General features: G+C 68.5%; 15 protein-coding genes. 10 read left to right on the top strand and 5 right to left on the bottom strand.

From position 1 onward, the window contains the following. Nucleotides 1-16 precede the first annotated feature (16 nt). Nucleotides 17-976 carry a helix-turn-helix transcriptional regulator gene (locus OG735_RS09430; protein ID WP_327322680.1) on the top strand — a complete coding sequence of 320 codons (960 nt, stop codon included), beginning with the start codon at nucleotides 17-19 and terminating at the stop codon, nucleotides 974-976. Here OG735_RS09430 and ctaD read toward each other — a convergent pair. Beyond that, on the bottom strand, nucleotides 936-2,645 hold the full coding sequence (gene ctaD / locus OG735_RS09425; protein WP_327328255.1) for an aa3-type cytochrome oxidase subunit I: 1,710 nt from the start codon (nucleotides 2,643-2,645) through the stop codon (nucleotides 936-938). The genes OG735_RS09430 and ctaD overlap by 41 nt on opposite strands. Before the next feature lie 416 nt (nucleotides 2,646-3,061). Between ctaD and OG735_RS09420 the strand changes: the two genes are divergently transcribed. Further along, entirely contained in the window at nucleotides 3,062-3,277 is a 216-nt protein-coding gene (locus OG735_RS09420) for an I78 family peptidase inhibitor (RefSeq protein ID WP_327322679.1), read from the top strand. Between the two features lie 88 nt (nucleotides 3,278-3,365). Here OG735_RS09420 and OG735_RS09415 read toward each other — a convergent pair whose 3' ends face one another. Then, on the bottom strand, nucleotides 3,366-4,352 hold the full coding sequence (locus tag OG735_RS09415) for a phosphatase PAP2 family protein (protein WP_327322678.1): 987 nt from the start codon (nucleotides 4,350-4,352) through the stop codon (nucleotides 3,366-3,368). Nucleotides 4,353-4,834: 482 nt separating this feature from the next. On the opposite strand from OG735_RS09415, the gene OG735_RS09410 reads away from it, so the two are divergent. Both OG735_RS09410 and OG735_RS09405 read left to right on the top strand, forming a co-directional pair. Further along, nucleotides 4,835-6,469 (top strand): MFS transporter, encoded by a 1,635-nt coding sequence (locus OG735_RS09410; RefSeq protein ID WP_327322677.1) that lies wholly within the window; start codon nucleotides 4,835-4,837, stop codon nucleotides 6,467-6,469. Nucleotides 6,470-6,601: 132 nt separating this feature from the next. Continuing rightward, complete coding sequence (locus OG735_RS09405) at nucleotides 6,602-7,792, top strand: acyl-CoA dehydrogenase family protein (protein ID WP_327322676.1); 1,191 nt, start codon at nucleotides 6,602-6,604, stop codon at nucleotides 7,790-7,792. A gap of 58 nt (nucleotides 7,793-7,850) precedes the next feature. On the opposite strand, the gene OG735_RS09400 is transcribed toward OG735_RS09405, so the two are convergent. Continuing rightward, nucleotides 7,851-8,288: a cell division protein SepF gene (locus OG735_RS09400; protein ID WP_327322675.1), complete on the bottom strand. Its 438-nt coding sequence runs from the start codon at nucleotides 8,286-8,288 to the stop codon at nucleotides 7,851-7,853. Nucleotides 8,289-8,575: 287 nt separating this feature from the next. Here OG735_RS09400 and OG735_RS09395 point away from each other — a divergent pair, with 287 nt between their 5' ends. Further along, nucleotides 8,576-9,811, top strand: a complete 1,236-nt coding sequence (locus tag OG735_RS09395) for a DUF5685 family protein (RefSeq protein WP_327322674.1) — start codon at nucleotides 8,576-8,578, stop codon at nucleotides 9,809-9,811. 34 nt (nucleotides 9,812-9,845) lie between these two features. On the opposite strand, the gene OG735_RS09390 is transcribed toward OG735_RS09395, so the two are convergent. Continuing rightward, nucleotides 9,846-10,787, bottom strand: a complete 942-nt coding sequence (locus OG735_RS09390; RefSeq protein WP_327322673.1) for an ABC transporter substrate-binding protein — start codon at nucleotides 10,785-10,787, stop codon at nucleotides 9,846-9,848. Next, complete coding sequence (locus OG735_RS09385; RefSeq protein WP_327322672.1) at nucleotides 10,784-11,281, bottom strand: GNAT family N-acetyltransferase; 498 nt, start codon at nucleotides 11,279-11,281, stop codon at nucleotides 10,784-10,786. Before OG735_RS09385 ends, OG735_RS09390 begins: the two co-directional genes overlap by 4 nt. A gap of 404 nt (nucleotides 11,282-11,685) precedes the next feature. On the opposite strand from OG735_RS09385, the gene OG735_RS09380 reads away from it, so the two are divergent. From OG735_RS09380 to OG735_RS09360, 5 genes are all read left to right on the top strand, one after another. Next, on the top strand, nucleotides 11,686-12,549 hold the full coding sequence (locus OG735_RS09380; RefSeq protein WP_327322671.1) for an amino acid ABC transporter permease: 864 nt from the start codon (nucleotides 11,686-11,688) through the stop codon (nucleotides 12,547-12,549). Next, nucleotides 12,546-14,315: an FAD/NAD(P)-binding protein gene (locus OG735_RS09375; RefSeq protein WP_327322670.1), complete on the top strand. Its 1,770-nt coding sequence runs from the start codon at nucleotides 12,546-12,548 to the stop codon at nucleotides 14,313-14,315. Before OG735_RS09380 ends, OG735_RS09375 begins: the two co-directional genes overlap by 4 nt. A 65-nt stretch (nucleotides 14,316-14,380) precedes the next feature. Then, on the top strand, nucleotides 14,381-15,274 hold the full coding sequence (locus tag OG735_RS09370; RefSeq protein WP_327322669.1) for an amino acid ABC transporter permease: 894 nt from the start codon (nucleotides 14,381-14,383) through the stop codon (nucleotides 15,272-15,274). Then, complete coding sequence (locus tag OG735_RS09365) at nucleotides 15,271-16,032, top strand: amino acid ABC transporter ATP-binding protein (protein WP_327322668.1); 762 nt, start codon at nucleotides 15,271-15,273, stop codon at nucleotides 16,030-16,032. The genes OG735_RS09370 and OG735_RS09365 overlap by 4 nt, the downstream gene beginning before the upstream one ends. Before the next feature lie 28 nt (nucleotides 16,033-16,060). Continuing rightward, a complete protein-coding gene (locus tag OG735_RS09360) occupies nucleotides 16,061-17,038 on the top strand; it encodes an ABC transporter substrate-binding protein (RefSeq protein WP_327322667.1) in 978 nt (325 codons plus the stop codon). Nucleotides 17,039-17,055 lie beyond the last annotated feature (17 nt).

The raw sequence follows: 17,055 nt of genomic DNA, 5'->3' as shown, positions 1-17,055 counted from the left end.
TGGCAGACTCGCAGCCATGTTGGAGACCTCGGCAAGACTGCTGCGCCTGCTCTCATTGCTGCAGGCCCACCGCGAATGGTCCGGCTCCGATCTGGCCGACCGGCTCGGTGTCACGCCGCGCACCGTACGGCGCGATGTCGACCGGCTGCGCGAGCTCGGCTACCCGGTCAACGCCAGCCCCGGCACGGGCGGCGGCTATCAGCTCGGCGCGGGGGCCGAGCTGCCGCCGCTGCTGCTCGACGACGAGGAGGCGGTGGCCGTCGCGGTCGGTCTGCGTACCGCCGCCGGAAACGGCATCGAGGGCATCGGCGAAACGTCCGTACGCGCCCTGGCCAAGCTGGAGCAGGTGCTGCCCACCCGGCTGCGCCGCCGGGTCGGCGCGCTCAACGCCTTTACCGTGCCGATGCTGCGCAGCCCGCACGGCTCCACCGTCGACGCGAGTGTGCTGACCGAGCTGGCCAACGCCTGCCGGGACAGCGAGCGACTGCGTTTCGACTACCTCGACCACAGCGGCTCCGCCACTCGCCGCAGCGTCGAACCGCACCGCCTCGTCTGCACCGAGCGGCGCTGGTATCTCGTCGCCTGGGACCTGGAGCGCGCCGACTGGCGTACGTTCCGGGCCGACCGCATCACGCCGAAGCCGCCGCACGGCCCGCGCTTCGCCCCTCGTACTCCGCCGGCCGAGGATCTCGCCGCGTATGTCTCCCGTGGCGTCTCCACCCGCGCCTACGCGGCACAGGCGGTCATCCGGCTCCATACGTCCGCCGAGCTGGCCGCCCGGACCATCGGCCCGTCCGACGGGGTGCTCGAGGCGGTCGACGACAGCAGCTGTCTGCTGCGCACCGGAGCCGCGAGCCTGGATGTGCTGGTCATCCATGTGATGCTGATGGGCGTGGACTTCGAGGTGATCGAGCCGCAGGAGCTGACCGAGCACATCAGGACGGTGCGGGACCGGCTGTCCCGGGCCCTCGGTTGATGGCCTCCTGCTCTTCCACCAGCTGCTCCAGTGCCGCGAACTCGGGATGGTGCAGATCGAAGGCGGGCGACTCGGAGCGGATGCGCGGGATGGTCACGAAGTTGTGGCGCGGCGGTGGGCACGAGGTCGCCCACTCCAGCGAACGCCCGAATCCCCATGGGTCGTCCACCTCGACCTTCTTCCCGTACTTGGCCGTCTTCCAGACGTTGTAGAGGAACGGCAGCGTCGAGATGCCGAGCAGGAACGAGCCGATGGTCGAGACGGTGTTGAGGACCGTGAAGCCGTCGGCCGCAAGATAGTCCGCGTACCGCCGCGGCATGCCCTCCGCGCCCAGCCAGTGCTGGACCAGGAAGGTGGTGTGGAAGCCGATGAACAGCGTCCAGAACTGGATCTTGCCGAGCCGTTCGTCGAGCATCTTTCCGGTGAATTTGGGCCACCAGAAGAAGAAGCCGCCGAAGGTCGCGAAGACGACGGTGCCGAAGACGACGTAGTGGAAGTGCGCCACCACGAAGTACGAGTCGGTGACATGGAAGTCCATCGGGGGCGAGGCCAGGATGACGCCGGTCAGTCCGCCGAAGAGGAACGAGACCAGGAAACCGATGGCCCACAGCATCGGTGTCTCGAACGACAGTGAGCCCCTGAGCATCGTCCCCGTCCAGTTGAAGAACTTCACCCCGGTCGGGATCGCGATCAGGAAGGACATGAACGAGAAGAAGGGCAGCAGCACCGCTCCGGTGGCGAACATATGGTGCGCCCACACCACGACCGAGAGTCCGGTGATGGCCATGGTCGCGGCGACGAGCGTGAGGTAACCGAAGATCGGCTTCCGGGAGAAGACCGGGATGATCTCGGTGACGATGCCGAAGAAGGGCAGCGCGATGATGTAGACCTCGGGATGGCCGAAGAACCAGAACAGGTGCTGCCACAGCAGCGCCCCGCCGAACTGCGGCTGGAACACCATCGATCCGAGCCGCCGGTCCGACTCGAGCACCAGCAGCGCCGCCGCGAGCACGGGGAAGGCGAACAGCACCAGGATCGATGTGAAGAGTACGTTCCAGGTGAAGATCGGCAGCCGGAACATCGTCAGGCCGGGCGCGCGCATCCCGACGATGGTGGTGATGAAGTTGACCGCGCCGAGGATCGTGCCGAAGCCCGCGAGCGCGAGACCCATGATCCACATGTCGGCGCCGATGCCCGGCGAGCGCTCCAGGGAGTTGAGCGGAGCGTAGGCGAACCAGCCGAAGTTCGCCGGGCCGCTCGGGCTCAGCAGGGAGCCGAGCACGATCAGCGCGCCGAAGAGATACAGCCAGTACGAGAGCATGTTCAGCCGGGGGAAGGCCACGTCGGGCGAGCCGATCTGCAGCGGCATGATCTCGTTGGCGAAGCCGGCGAAGGCCGGAGTGGCGAAGAGCAGCAGCATGATCGTGCCGTGCATCGTGAACAGCTGGTTGAACTGGTTGTTGCTCATCAGCTGCAGCCCCGGGCGGGCCAGCTCGGCCCGCATCATCAGGGCCATCAGTCCGGCGATCAGGAAGAAGAGGAACGACGTGATCAGGTAGAGATGCCCGATCTTCTTGTGGTCGGTGGTGGTCAACCAGTCCACGAGCACCGTGCCCGGCCGCCGTACCCGGGCCGGCCCCGCTGTGGCCTCGGCGGTCTCCGTACCCATCGCTGCCCCCAGGCTGTCCGCGGCTCGGGCTTCGGTCATTCGGTATCGGGCTCCAGACATGATGCTCGCCGTCGGTCGTCTCCAACAGGGTGCGTACGCGGGGGAGTGGACGTTCGGCCGAGAGATGGTACGAAGGTGTCGGTGGATTCCGTAAGGAACCGGTGAATTCTCTACGCCCCGTCAATTCGCCCTCTGTCACTTGCCCGAGGGTATTTCTGCCGGGAATTGAGCATGGTAGCCAAGGGCTCCTGAATTACCGTGCAAGCCGCTCTGAACTGCTCGTTCGAGTGATGGCGTTCGAGTTAAACGCGTGTCGTGATCCTGTGACAGAAGCGTGACCGGTGAGGTACGTGGGACTGCTGATGCGTAAGCGGCCCGGCTTCCGTCACCGTCCGCCGCCGCCTACGGTGGGTGGCATGGTTCCCACACCGACTCCTCCCGCACAGCCCGACGATGCCGCCGAGGCGTATGTCGGACTCGCCGCCGAGGACGCCGAGCAACTGGCCCGCGAGCGCGGCTGGACCACCGTCAGAGCGCTGCCGCCGGGCGCGATCATCACCATGGAGTACCTGATGGGCCGGCTCAACTTCGAGGTGGAGGGCGGCACCGTCATCCGCTGCTGGCCAGGCTGACCCAGCTGACATCCGGGTACGACGAAGGCCCCGACCAGGACGGTCGGGGCCTTCGTCGTACGGGCAACGGAGCGTGCTCCGTTGCCCGTCAGCCGCCCGTGGCCGGCCGTGAGGTCGGCGGACGGCGGCTGCCGGACGGAGTGATCGGCATCCGCTCGGAGCGCACCGCGTGCGACCGCGGCTGCGTGAGCTGCGTCGTCGTCCTCGAGCTGGACGGCGGCCGGGTGCCGCCGCCTGCGGCCACCGGCTCGCGGCTCTGACCCTCGTCCTGCCCGGCCCCGCGCTGCGGGAACATCGAGGGCCTCGGACCACCGGCCGCGACCGGCAGCGAAGGAGCGAGCCGACGGCGCGCACGCCACTGCTCGCGCAGCGAGAGGATCCAGGCCTCCGCACGGCCGATCAGCGGCTCGCACCAGGGCAGGGCGAGCAGAATCAGCAGTCCGGCTGCCCAGCCGAGCAGCACATCGCTCAGCCAGTGCGTACCGAGATAGACGGTCGTGAGGCCGACACCGAGGGAGACCACCGCCGAGACCGCCGACAGATAGCGTCTGGCTCGCGGAGTGGTGGCCAGATACGCCAGGATTCCCCAGGTCACGACCGCGTTCGCGGTATGCCCGGAGGGAAATATATCGCCGCCGGCGAAGAGTTCGGCGGAACCGATCTGCGTCGCGTAGTGGGGGCCGAGGCGGCCGAGACCGATCTTGACGGCGCCAACCGTCGCGTTGAGCAGCAGCAGCGAGGCGCCGAGCGCGAGCAGGGGGCGCAGGGTGTGCTGGCGCCAGGAGCGCCAGCCCAGCCAGGCCGCCACCATCACGGCCGTAGGCCCGCGCTGGCCGAGCACCACGAAGTAGTCGAGAAAGGCGTGCAGCTCCGGCCACTGCTGATAGGGCCGGAAGAGCATGACCTTCCAGTCGATGATCACCAGCCAGGTCGGGGCAAGCACGGCCACGACGATGGCGAGATAGAACACCAACGTCCCGCCGAAGAGGGCGAGACGGGTGCGGCTCATCCGCGGGATCTCTATCTTCGGCGGTTCCGGCTCCCGGTCCAGCCGGGCAAAGATGTCGGTACGCACCCAATCGACGTTACAGCGAGTGAGTGTCGGCCTAGGTCGATCCGGCGTGTTTGTGATGACGATGTGATGTGGAGTATGTCTCAGCTCCGGCTTTATTCCGGGCCAATACGGAAATCCCGGTGACCTCACGTCCCATTTCCTCGGCGGCCCTCTCGGGAGTGCTCTTTCTGTGCATCAGAAATAGTTCACCGCTTGCCCGTACGGAATTTTCCCCCCATTCGGAGCCGCACAGGATCGGGTCCGGTGAGGCCCTGGTCAGGGCGTCGACAGGGCGTCCGCGCGGCGTCCAGAGGGTTGCGGAGTGGCGTACGCCACACGCGAGTGGGCTTCGGGGTGAGAGATGGACCACGCGCCACACGACTGAACTCGCGTACGCTGACGGCTCACTCGCCCGTCGATGCCGGGCCGCCCTGTGGGACACCACTCAATACCGTCCCCGGCTGGCCCACCGAGCGCGAGGGACTCATGGGAGGTACGTGTACATGTCCGGGACGACCACGGCCGGAGCACGGCTGCGTGCCGTCGGCGGCGGTGCCAACCGCTGGGTCGTCCTTGTCGTCCTCTGTATCAGTCTTCTGCTGGTCGCCCTCGACGCGACCGTGCTGCATGTCGCCGTCCCCGCCGTCACCGAGGACCTCCGCCCCAGCGGCGTCGAGCTGCTGTGGATCGTGGACGCGTACCCCCTCATCTGTGCCGCGCTGCTGATCCTCTTCGGCACTCTCGGTGACCGGGTCGGCTGCCGCCGTGTCCTGCTGATCGGCTACGGAATCTTCGGCGCCGCCTCCGCGGTCGCCGCCCTCGCCACCAACCCCGAGGTGCTGATCGGGGCGCGCGCCCTGCTCGGCGTCGGCGGCGCGATGATCATGCCCGCGACGCTCTCGATCCTCCGCGCGGTCTTCCCGGACCGGCGGGAGCGGGCGATGGCGATCGGCATGTGGACCGCGGTCGCCGCGGTCGGCGCCGCCACCGGACCCGTACTCGGCGGCTTTCTCGTCGAGCACTTCTGGTGGGGCTCGGTCTTCCTGATCAACATTCCGCTGATGGCACTGATCCTGCCGATAGGCCGCTGGCTGCTCCCCGAGTCCAGGGGCGGCGCCGACGGACCCTGGGACGTGCTCGGCGCGCTGATGGCGGCAGGCGGAGTGCTCGGCGCGGTCCTCGGCGTGAAGCGGCTGGGCGCCGGCGATACGGTCCTCGACGTCAGAACGGTCGGCCCGCTGCTGCTCGGCGGTGTGCTGCTCGCCCTGTTCGTACGGCGGCAGAAGCGCCGTGAGCACCCGCTGATCGATATGCGGATGTTCGCCAGGGTCGCCTTCTCCACCTCCGTCGGCTGCATCGTGCTCGCCATGCTGGCGCTGGTCGGCCTGGAGCTGATCGCCGTCCAGTATCTGCAGCTGATCCTCGGGCTCAGCCCGCTGGAGACCGGTCTGCGGCTGCTGCCGCTGACCTTCGCCGCGATGGCTGCCGGCGCCACCGGCTCGCACACGCTGCACCGGATCGGCCCGCGCCGGATGGTCGGCTGGGGCTTCGTCCTGACCGCCGCCGCGGTGCTGCTGCTGACCCTGATGGGACAGCACGACCGGCCGTGGCTGCTCACCACGGGCTTCGTATTCCTCGGCTTCGGGCTGCAGACCACGCTGTTCGCCGCGTACGAGTCGATGCTCAGCGAGGCTCCGCCGGACCAGGCGGGCGGCGCGGCCGCGATCGGCGAGACCTCCTACCAACTCGGTGCGGGCATGGGGATAGCCCTGCTCGGCAGCGTCATGAACGCGGCCTACGCGCCATCGCTCGTCAACCTCACGGGCGTCCCCGGCTCGGCGAGCTCCGCCGCGGCCCACTCGCTGGGCGAGGCCTACCAGGTGGCGGACCGGCTGGGAGGTGCCTCCGGAGAGTTGCTGCGCACCACCGCCCGTCACTCCTTCGTCAACGGCCTCCATGTCACGCTCCTGGTCAGCGCGGGCCTGCTGATGCTCGGCGCGCTCGCCGCGCTGCGGCTGCCACGGGTGATGGAGTGCGCGACGGTCGAGAAGTGCCCGAAGCCCAGGCGCCCGGAAGTCTCGCTGCCGGCAAGCCGCCGGCCCGCCGAGGCAACCGGGTCTGGACGCACGGCACGCTGAGCCGTAACGTCAGCCCGTGCCGTAACTAACACTGCTAGTTTTCGGTGATCCTGTCCGTCACCTTCTCCGTTTCCCCGTTTCTCCGTGAACTTTTCTGTGAACCGCTGTGTGAGCGCCACCGGAGGCCACGTCATGTCCGCACCCTCGAAGCTGCCGCCCTTCGACGCCGGCGACCCCCTCGGTCTCGACGATCTGCTCGACCCCGAGGACCTGGCGATCCGCGACACGGTCCGCGCCTGGGCCGCCGACCGCGTCCTGCCGTACATCGCCGACTGGTACGAGAGCGGAGAGCTCCCCGCCGTCCGCGAACTGGCCCGCGAGCTCGGCTCGATCGGCGCGCTCGGCATGTCGCTGAAGGGATACGGCTGCGCGGGCGCCACCGCCGTCCAGTACGGACTGGCCTGCCTGGAGCTCGAGGCCGCCGACTCCGGCATCCGCTCCCTCGTCTCCGTACAGGGCTCGCTCGCCATGTACGCGATCCACCGCTTCGGCTCCGAGGAGCAGAAGCAGCGGTGGCTGCCCGGCATGGCAGCCGGCGAGATCATCGGCTGCTTCGGCCTGACCGAGCCCGACCACGGCTCCGACCCGGCCGGTATGCGCACCTTCGCCAAGCGCGACGGCGGCGACTGGGTGCTCACCGGCCGCAAGATGTGGATCACCAATGGCTCGGTGGCCGGCGTCGCTGTGGTGTGGGCGCAGACCGACGAAGGCATTCGCGGGTTCGTCGTACCGACCGACGCCGCAGGCTTCTCCGCGCCCGAGATCAAGCACAAGTGGTCCCTGCGCGCGAGCGTCACCAGCGAACTCGTCCTCGACGAGGTGCGGTTGCCGGCCGACGCCGTACTGCCGGAAGTCACCGGTCTGAAGGGTCCGCTGAGCTGTCTGTCGCACGCGCGCTACGGCATCGTCTGGGGCTCGATGGGCGCCGCGCGGTCCAGCTTCGAGGCGGCTGTTGAGTACGCGAAGACTCGCGAGCAGTTCGGCAGGCCGATCGGCGGCTTCCAGCTCACCCAGGCCAAGCTCGCCGACATGGCCGTCGAACTGCACAAGGGGATCCTGCTCGCGCACCATCTGGGCCGCCGCATGGACGCCGGGAAGCTCCGCCCCGAACAGGTCAGCTTCGGGAAGCTCAACAATGTGCGGGAGGCGATCGAGATCTGCCGCACCTCGCGCACCATCCTCGGTGCGAACGGGATTTCGCTGGAGTACCCCGTGATGCGTCATGCGACAAACCTCGAGTCGGTGCTCACCTACGAGGGCACCGTCGAGATGCACCAGCTGGTGCTGGGCAAGGCACTCACCGGCCTGGACGCCTTCCGGTAGGCCGGCGGACTGTCGTCCTCGAACGCCGGACAGGCTCGCGAGCCGGCGAGCACCTTGCTCAGCTCTGGTTGAAGAAACCGTCCTGAGTGGAACGGCCTGCGGCCTCCCCGCTGACCACCTGGGTGTCGGCGGGGCTCAGCAGGAAGACCCGGGTGGCGACGCGCTCGATCGAGCCGCGCAGGCCGAAGGTCAGTCCCGCGGCGAAGTCCACCACCCGCTTTGCGTCGCTGGGCTCCATGGACGTCAGGTTCACGATGACCGGGACGCCGTCCCGGAACAGCTCGCCGATGGCACGGGCGTCCCGGAAGCTGTCCGGGGAGACCGTCGCGATCCGGCGGCCCTGCTCCTGGGCGGACTCGGAAGCCACGCGCACCCGGGGGTCGGTGACCCACGCTTCGCCCGTCTCCGCGCCCTCGGCGTACTCGTCGTCGTAGTAACGCTCGTCACTGTCCTCGACGAGTCCCAGCCAGGCGCTCGCCTTGCGCACCGAACCCATGACGCCTCCTTCCGCTCCAGTCCGCTCACTGCGGTCTTGTATCGTTCCGCATCCCTATGGTCGTCCATAGTGCGGATCGCGCGCCAAGTAGATAGTCGCCGCGCAGGTGATTCGTGACGGTACTGGTGCAGAAGATATGGCGATTCGTCAAGATTCGTCGTGCGTACGGGCCGTGGCGGACTCAAAATATGAAAGTCGGGCCGGATGGGTGATGGTGGAGCGTACGGGTGAACGGGTGGCTCGATACGATGCCTCCCGCACTGTTGAACGACTCTCGGGGGACCGTCGTGTTCGGAATCGTCAGACCATGCACTCACCGGCTCACGGACGGCCTCAAGGCCGAGTGGATGGCCCATCTCTGCGGGCTCTGCCTGGCACTTCGCTCCGACCACGGCCAGTTCGCCAGGGTCGTCACCAACTACGACGGCCTGATCGTCTCGGTTCTGACGGAGGCTCAGGCCGAACGCACCCCCGCCGAACGGCGCATCGCGGGCCCCTGCCCGCTGCGCGCCATGCGTACCGCGCCCGTCGCCCGGGGCGAGGGCGCGCGCCTGGCGGCGGCCGTGTCGCTGGTGCTGGCGTCGGCGAAGGTACGGGACCACGTGGCCGACCGGGACGGGGTGTTGGCCCGCAAGCCGGTGGCCGCCGCGGCGCGCCGGGTCGCCGCGGGCTGGGACCGGGCCGGGGCACGCACCGGCGCCGAGCTCGGCTTCGACACGGCGGTGCTGCTCGACGCCATCGACCGGCAGACCGGGATCGAGTCCCTGGCCGGTCCTGGCACCCCGCTGCTGACCGTCACCGAACCGACCGAGACGGCGACCGCGGCAGCCTTCGCACACACCGCCGTACTTGCCGGAAGGCCGGAGAACGTGGCGCCGCTCGCCGAGGCCGGCAAGCTCTTCGGACGGCTGGCACATCTGCTGGATGCCGTGGAGGACAGGGAAGCTGACGCAGCGTCGGGTGCCTGGAACCCGCTGACCGCGACCGGCACCTCGCTGGCCGAGGCACGCCGGCTCGCCGACGACGCGGTGCACGGAGTGCGCCTCGCACTGCGCGACGCACGCTTCGCCGACGACAGGCTGGTGCATGTGCTGCTCGCCCACGAGCTGCGTACCTCGGTGAACCGTGCGTTCCGCACGACGACCTGCTCGCACCAGGGGTACGGCGCGCCACAGCCGCCCCAGCACGGAAATCCGTACCAGGGCGGCGGCTACGGCCCTTACGGCTCGAACAACCCCTACGGCGGCGGCAACCCGGGAGTGCCCGGCGGGCCCGGCGGGCCCGGCGGCCCCGGTGGGCTGCCTCCGCAGTTCGGCGGTGAACCGCCGAAGCCCAAGAAGCGCGGCTTCCTGGCCGGCTGCGCGGTCTTCACCGGGCTGTTCTGCACCTGCCAGATCTGCTGTGCCAAGGAGTACGAGGGCCCCTGGTCCCGCAAGAAGCGCGAGGGCTGCTGCCGCGACTGCGACTGTTCCAACTGCGATTGTTCCGGCTGCGACTGCTGCTGCCCCTGCGACGGCTGCTGACGGACCGTCGGATCACTTCGGTTCCGCCGTCGGATCACTTCAGCTCCGGCGGCGAGATCTGCGACTTCTCGATCGCCGACTCCGTGGTGCCCCACTTCTTCAGGATCCGGTCGTACGTCCCGTCCGTCTTGAGCTTGTTCACCGCGGCCTGGAAGGCGGGCGCCAGCGGTGTGCCCTTCTTGAAGGCGAAGCCGACGTCGAGCCGCTTGAACTCATTGAGGAACTTGGTGCCCTGCTGCTGGGTGACGGCGTAGCGCAGCCCGTTGATGGTGCTCATCACCACATCGCTGCGGCCCTGCTGCAGCGAGATCCAGATCGCGCCCGACTCGCCGTACGTCTGGACCTTGTACGGCTTCTTGCCCGCCTCGGAGCAGCGGCCCTTGTTCTTCTCCAGGGACGCCTCGAACGTGGTGCCCGCGCCGGTCGCGACATTCAGACCGCAGAGATCGGTGAAGTCCGAGATCTTCGTCAGTCTGCTGTTCTCGAGCGCGGCGAAGCCCTGGCCGTCATTGATGTACGTGACGAAGTCGATGGTCCTGCGTCGCTCGTCCGTCACCCCGAAATTGCCGGTGCCCAGGTCGTACTTGCCGCTGCTCAGCGCCGGCAGGATCGCCTCGAAGCTCGCCACCTCGCGCTTCACCTTCAGCCCCAGCACCTCGGCGGCGGCCTCCGCGAAGTCGATGTCCTGGCCCGCGACGGTCTTGCCGTCCTCCAGGTAGGCGGCGCCCGGCGGATTGCCGACGGAGGTGGCGATGGTGAGGGTGCCCCTGCTGCGTACGTCCGCGGGCAGCAGCTTCGCGATCGCCTCGTCCTTCGGCACCGACGACACCACATCGTCGGTCGGGATCCGGCCGGGCCTGCCACTTGGCTTGGCACCGACGCCGGCGGTCGCCGGGTCGCCCGAGCCGCACGCGGTGACTGTGAGCGCGGCGGCGGTGATCAGCGCGAAGACGGCGGCGTGGCGTTTCCTGCTCATGATGCGGGGGTCTCCAGGTGCTTCTCGAACGGCAGCGGGCCGATCGACTCCGGATCTGCGGACAGATCGAAGAGCGGGCGGTATCCGGCGGCCAGATAGAGGCCCTTGGCCTCGGGCTGGCGCGGACCGGTGGTCAGATGGATCCGGGAGTAGCCGTGCTCGGCTGCCTCCCGTTCGAGTACGCGCAGCACGCGCCGGGCCAGGCCGCGGCGGCGGTGCGCGGAGTGCGTCCAGATCCTCTTGAGTTCGGCCGTGGTGGTGTCGTAGCGGCGGTAGGCGCCACCGGCCACCGGCCGGCCCTGCTCCAGGAGCAGCAGAAACGCACCGCCCGGCGGAGCGAACTCCTCGGACGGGTAGCGCTCCAGATCGAAGGCGGAGCCGTACCGGCTGATGTACTCGTGCGCCAGTTCCTCGAGGAGCGGACGGGCGAGCGGGTCGTCGACCGTGGTCCGGCGTACGGACAGCGCGGAACCACGGCTCGGGGTGAAGGTCATGTGTGCCCTTCTTCGAGCAGGCAGAAGGAACCAGGGTGTGGCGAGGGGGAGTGATACGCGGTGTTATGCGAGTGAAGGCGCGACATGCGAGAAATGCAGGAAAACGGCGCGAAGGCGCGAGAAAGGCAGCGGGGTCAGCTCAACAGGAAGAGGACCACACGCGACCGAAGTCGATGTGGGAGCGCGTGACCAGCCACTGCTGCGAATGCATGGCCCAAGTGGAACAGGCATCCGTTTCTGCGTCAACTGTCCTGAGACAGACGGCTCACAGTACGGACAGGCTTGACATCGGGCCGTGCGCACCCCCTAGTCTCAGAAACGGATCGTGCTGAGGGGCTCGGTCCGCGTTGTGTTTCTGGTGAAGGCATTCCCGTGTTCGATCTCTGCATCCACGGAGCCTTCGCATGGCTGTGCCTACAGACACCCTCCCCGAATCACCCGCGGCTCCGCCCTCCAAGACCGACACCGTGCAGCCGCGCATCGTGCCCGTACGCCGAACCGGCCAGTGGGCGGCCGCAGTTGTCGTCCTGCTGCTGCTCGCGGGCGCCGTCAGTTCCGTCGTACGCAATGAGGCCTTCCAGTGGGACGTGGTCGGCGACTACTTCACCTCGACGTCCGTACTGCGCGGCCTCGGTCTCACTCTCTGGCTGACCGGTGTCGTCATGGTGCTGGGCTTCGCGCTCGGCACGCTGCTCGCCGTGATGCGGCTGTCCGCCAATCCCGTGCTCCGCAACGTCAGTTGGGGATACATCTGGCTGCTGCGCTCGACGCCGATCCTGGTGCAGCTGCTGTTCTGGTTCAACATCGGTGCGCTCTACCCGCAGATCCTCGGCGTCAGGACGGTCAATCTGCTCGGCCCGGTCACCATCGCGATCATCGGGCTCACCCTCCATGAGGCCGCGTACGCCGCCGAAGTGGTACGCGGCGGCATCCTGTCCGTCGAACGCGGACAGATCGAGGCCGCCGAATCGCTCGGCCTCGGACGCCGGCGCCGACTGCGCCGGATCGTTCTGCCGCAGGCGATGCGCTCCATCGTGCCGCCGGCCGGGAACATGCTCATCGGCACCCTCAAAGGCACCTCGATCGTCAGCGTGATCGCCGTGCAGGACCTGCTCCACTCGGTGCAGCTCGTCTACCACCGCACCTACCAGGTCGTACCGCTGCTGCTCGTCGCCACCCTCTGGTACGTCGTGGTGACCTCACTCCTCAGCGTCGGTCAGCACTATGTCGAGAAGTACTACGCGCGCGGCACGGCAGGTGCGCGATGACGTCCATCGTCGTGATCGGAGCCGGTCCGCGGGGGACCGGTTTCCTGGAGCGGCTGGCCGCCAACGCCCCTGAGCTGTACGCCGGTCTTCCACTGGACATCCATCTGGTGGACCCGCATCCGCCGGGCGGCGGCCGGATCTGGCGGCATGAGCAGTCCCCGCTCCTGTGGATGAACTCGATGGCCGAGGACGTCACCATGTTCACCGACGACACGGTGACGCTGGACGGGCCCGTACTGCCGGGCCCCACGCTCGCGGAGTGGGCAGGTCTCGACGGCCAGACCTTTCCCAGCAGACAGCAGCAGGGCGCGTATCTGCGCTGGGTGTACGAGGAGGCGGTGGCCGCCCTGCCGCCGGCCGTCGCCGTGCACGAGCACCGGGCGCGGGCGCTGCGCGTCAGCGGTCCGCGTGAAGGCCGCCAGCGGGTCTGGCTCGAAGGGCGCAGACAGCCGCTCATCGCCGATCTCGTGGTGCTCACCCTGGGCCATCTCGACGCCGAACTCGACGGCGAACAGAAGCAGTTGGCGGACTTCGCGCGCCGCCGCGGGCTGCTCCACCTGCCGCCGGACTTCACCGCCGACAGCGATCTCGAAGGCCTCCCTGCGGGCGAGCCGGTCATCGTCCGCGGCTTCGGGCTCGCCTTTGTCGATCTGATGGTGCTGCTCACCGAGGGCCGTGGCGGACGGTACGCGAACGGCGAGTACCTGCCATCGGGCCAGGAGCCCGTCCTGTACGTCGGATCACGGCGAGGTGTGCCGTACCACTCCAAGATCGGCTACGGCTGGGAAGGTGAACGGCCGCCGCTGCCACGCTTCTTCGGTCCCGCCGAGGTGGACGCGCTGCTGAGCCGGCCCGGCCCCGTCGACTATCAGCGCGACCTGTGGCCGCTGATCGACAAAGAGCTGGGCTTCGCCCACTACCACCGTCTTTTCGCCGCCCACCCCGAGCGAACCTCGGTCAACTGGCCCGACTTCGAGGAGAAGTACGCCGCTGCCGCACCGGGCAGCCCCGAACTGCACACCCTGGTCGCCGCCTCCGTCCCCGACCCCGGCGACCGCCTCGACCTCGAGGCGCTCGACCATCCGCTGGACGGGCTGCGCTTCGGCTCGTACGACGCACTCCAGGACGGACTGCGCAGCTACATCACCGCAGACCTCGAACGCCGCCACGACCGCGCCCACAGCGAAGACCTCGCGGTCTTCCTCGGACTGCTCTCCGTCTACGGGCAGCTGATCCGCCTCGGCGACATCGGCGGCCGATGGCACGGCTTCTTCAGCTATCTCGCCTCCGGCCCGCCCGGGCCCCGGCTGCGCCAGCTCCTCGCGCTCTCCCGCGCCGGTGTCGTCCGCTTCCTCGGCGCGGGCATCACCGTCGAGGCCGACGAGGAACGGGCGGTCTTCCGGGCAGGCGGCGCCGGCGTGCCCGGGGAGTGGATCGAGGCGCGGGCGCTGGTCGAGGCCCGGCTGCCCGAGCCCTCGCTGGAACGCACCCGCAGCCCGCTGCTGCGCTCCCTGTACGCGGACGGTGCCGACGCGACCCCCACCGGTCTTCTGTCGGTGGACCCCGAGGACGGCCGGGTGCTGGAGCGAGGCGGCCGGCCGCATCCACGCCGCTTCGCGCTCGGCCCGCACACCACCGCGCGGGCGGGCGGGGCCTTCACCCGGCCGCGGACGGGCGGCGCGGCGTTCCGGCAGAACGACGCCACCGCGCGTACCGCGCTCGCCCTGCTTCGTGATCTCGCCTGTCGCGAGCGCCTGAGCGCCTGAGCGCCTGAGCGACTGATCGCCCTGAGAACCACCCCCTGTCTCGTACGTACGAACGTGAGGACCCCATGTCGCTGACCAGCGATCCACCTGTCGACAAAGCGCCACCACCCACGGTCGCGGAACCCGAGGACTACGGTGCGCTGAAGGTGGTGCCCGTGCGCCACCCCTGGCGCTGGGCGGCCGTCGCCGCCACCGCGATCCTGCTTGTGCAGTTTCTGCACGGGCTGGCCACCAACCCCGGCTGGGAGTGGGAGGTTTTCGCGGAGTTCTTCACGGCCGAAGTGATCCTCAAGGCCGTCTGGATCACGCTCCAGCTCACCTTCTACGGCACGGCGATCGGCTTCGCCCTCGGCATCGTCCTCGCCTTCATGCGGCTGTCGGCGAGCCCCTTCCTCAAGTCGGTGGCCTTCACCTACATCTGGGCGTTCCGCTCCATCCCGCTCATCGTGCAGCTGCTGTTCTGGTTCAACCTCGCCTACCTCTACAAGGAGCTGCAGTTCGGCATCCCCTTCGGACCGGGCTTCCTCTCCTTCGACACGATGGGTCTGGTCGGCGCGATGAGCGCGGCCGTCCTCGGACTCGCCCTGCACCAGGCGGCGTACGCGGCGGAGATCGTCCGCGGCGGCGTACTGGCCGTGGACAGCGGTCAGCTGGAGGCGGCGGCCGCGCTCGGCATTCCCAGGCTGCGCCAGCTGCGCCGCATCGTGCTGCCCCAGGCGATGCGCTCGATCCTCCCCAACGCCGCCAACGAGATCATCTCCCTCTTCAAGGGCACCTCGATCGTCTCCGTCATGGCGATCGGCGAGCTCTTCTACCAGGTCCAGGTCATCTACGGACGCAACGGCCGGGTCGTCCCGCTGCTGATGGTCGCCACCGCCTGGTACATCCTCCTGACCACCGTGCTCTCCGTCCTCCAGCACTACGTGGAACGCCACTTCGCAAAGGGGGCCACGCGATGAGCGCGATGGTCGACGTACGGTCCGTGCACAAGAGCTTCGGCGCGCTGGAGGTGCTGCGCGGAGTCGATCTCGAAGTGCGCACGGGGGAGGTCGCCGTCGTACTCGGGCCCTCGGGCTCGGGCAAGTCCACGCTGCTGCGCACCATTAACCATCTGGAGAAGGTGGACAGCGGCTGGATCAGCGTCGACGGCTCGCTCGTCGGCTACCGGCGCTCCGGCGACAAGCTGTACGAGCTGCGCGAGCGCGAGGTACTCAAGCAGCGCACCCAGATCGGCTTCGTCTTCCAGAACTTCAACCTCTTCCCGCACCTCACCGTGGTCGACAACATCATCGAGGCACCGGTCTCCGCGCTGAAACGGCCCCGCAAGGAAGCCATCGCGACCGCGGAGAAGCTCCTCGCCAGGGTGGGACTCGAGGACAAGGCGTCCGCCTACCCCAAGCAGCTCTCCGGCGGGCAGCAGCAGCGCGTCGCCATCGCCCGCGCGCTGGCCCTGGAGCCGAAACTGCTGCTCTTCGACGAGCCGACGTCCGCCCTCGACCCCGAGCTGGTCGGTGAAGTCCTCGACGTCATCAAGGACTTGGCGCACCAGGGCACCACGATGATCGTCGTCACCCACGAGATCGGCTTCGCCCGTGAGGTCGCCGACACCGTGATCTTCATGGACGACGGCCGGATCGTCGAGCAGGGCGCCCCCGCCGACGTACTCGACAACCCCCAGCACGAGCGCACCCGCGCGTTCCTTTCCAAGGTCCTGTGAACCACCCATGTCTGCAAGGAGTTTCCACGTGAACACCCGCCGCACTTTCTCCGCCGCCGTCGCCGCGATCGCCGCCTCCGGTCTGCTCACCGCCTGCGGAGGCACCAGCGACGCGGCGACCGACGTGGTGAAGCCCAAGGGCCAGCAGGGCACGGGTATCAATATCTCGCCCGACCAGCACCGCATCCGCGGCAAGCAGGTCGACGCCATCGCCGCCAAGGTGCCCGCCGCGATCCGCAAGCGCGGCACGCTACGCATCGGCGCCAGCGCCGATGCCTCGCCACCGCTCGGCTTCTACGCGACCGACGACAAGACGCGGATCGGCGCCGAGATCGACATCGCCACTCTGATCGTCGACACCCTCGGCCTGAAGCCGCAGTTCGAAGAGGTCTCCTGGGAGAACCTCTTCGTCGGCCTGGACAGCTCCAAGTTCGACGGGGTCCTCTCCAACGTCACCGTCACCGAGGAGCGCAAGGAGAAGTACGACTTCGCGACCTACCGGCTCGACAACCTGGCCTTCGAGGCGAAGAAGGGCACCGGCTGGCGGGTGAAGGGGCCGAAGGACGTGGCAGGGAAGACCATCTCCGTCTCCTCCGGCACCAACCAGGAGAGGATCCTCGTCGACTGGAGCGAGCAGAACGTCAAGGCAGGCCTCAAGCCCGTCGACATCAAGTACTTCCAGAAGGACACCGACTACTACCTCGCCCTCCAGTCGGGCCGCATCGACGCCCATCTCGGGCCGAACCCGTCGGCGGCGTACCACGTGGCCTCGGCCGGACAGACCCAGATCATCGGCACCCTGTCGGGAGGCGGCTCGCAGGTCCAGGGCAAGATCGCGGCCACCACGAAGAAGGACAGCGGTCTGGCCGCGGCGTACGCCGCGGCCATCGACCGCATCATCGAGGACGGGTCGTACGCCAAGGTCCTGAAGCGCTGGGGCCTCTCGGGCGAGGCCGTCGCTAAGTCGGAGATCAATCCGCCGGGTCTGCCCAAGACCAAGAAGTGACCAGCGCCGGCTCCAGA

It is taken from the genome of Streptomyces sp. NBC_01210, from assembly GCF_036010325.1.
GTDB lineage: Bacteria > Actinomycetota > Actinomycetes > Streptomycetales > Streptomycetaceae > Streptomyces.
This window is presented reverse-complemented; position numbering and strand designations above follow the sequence as displayed.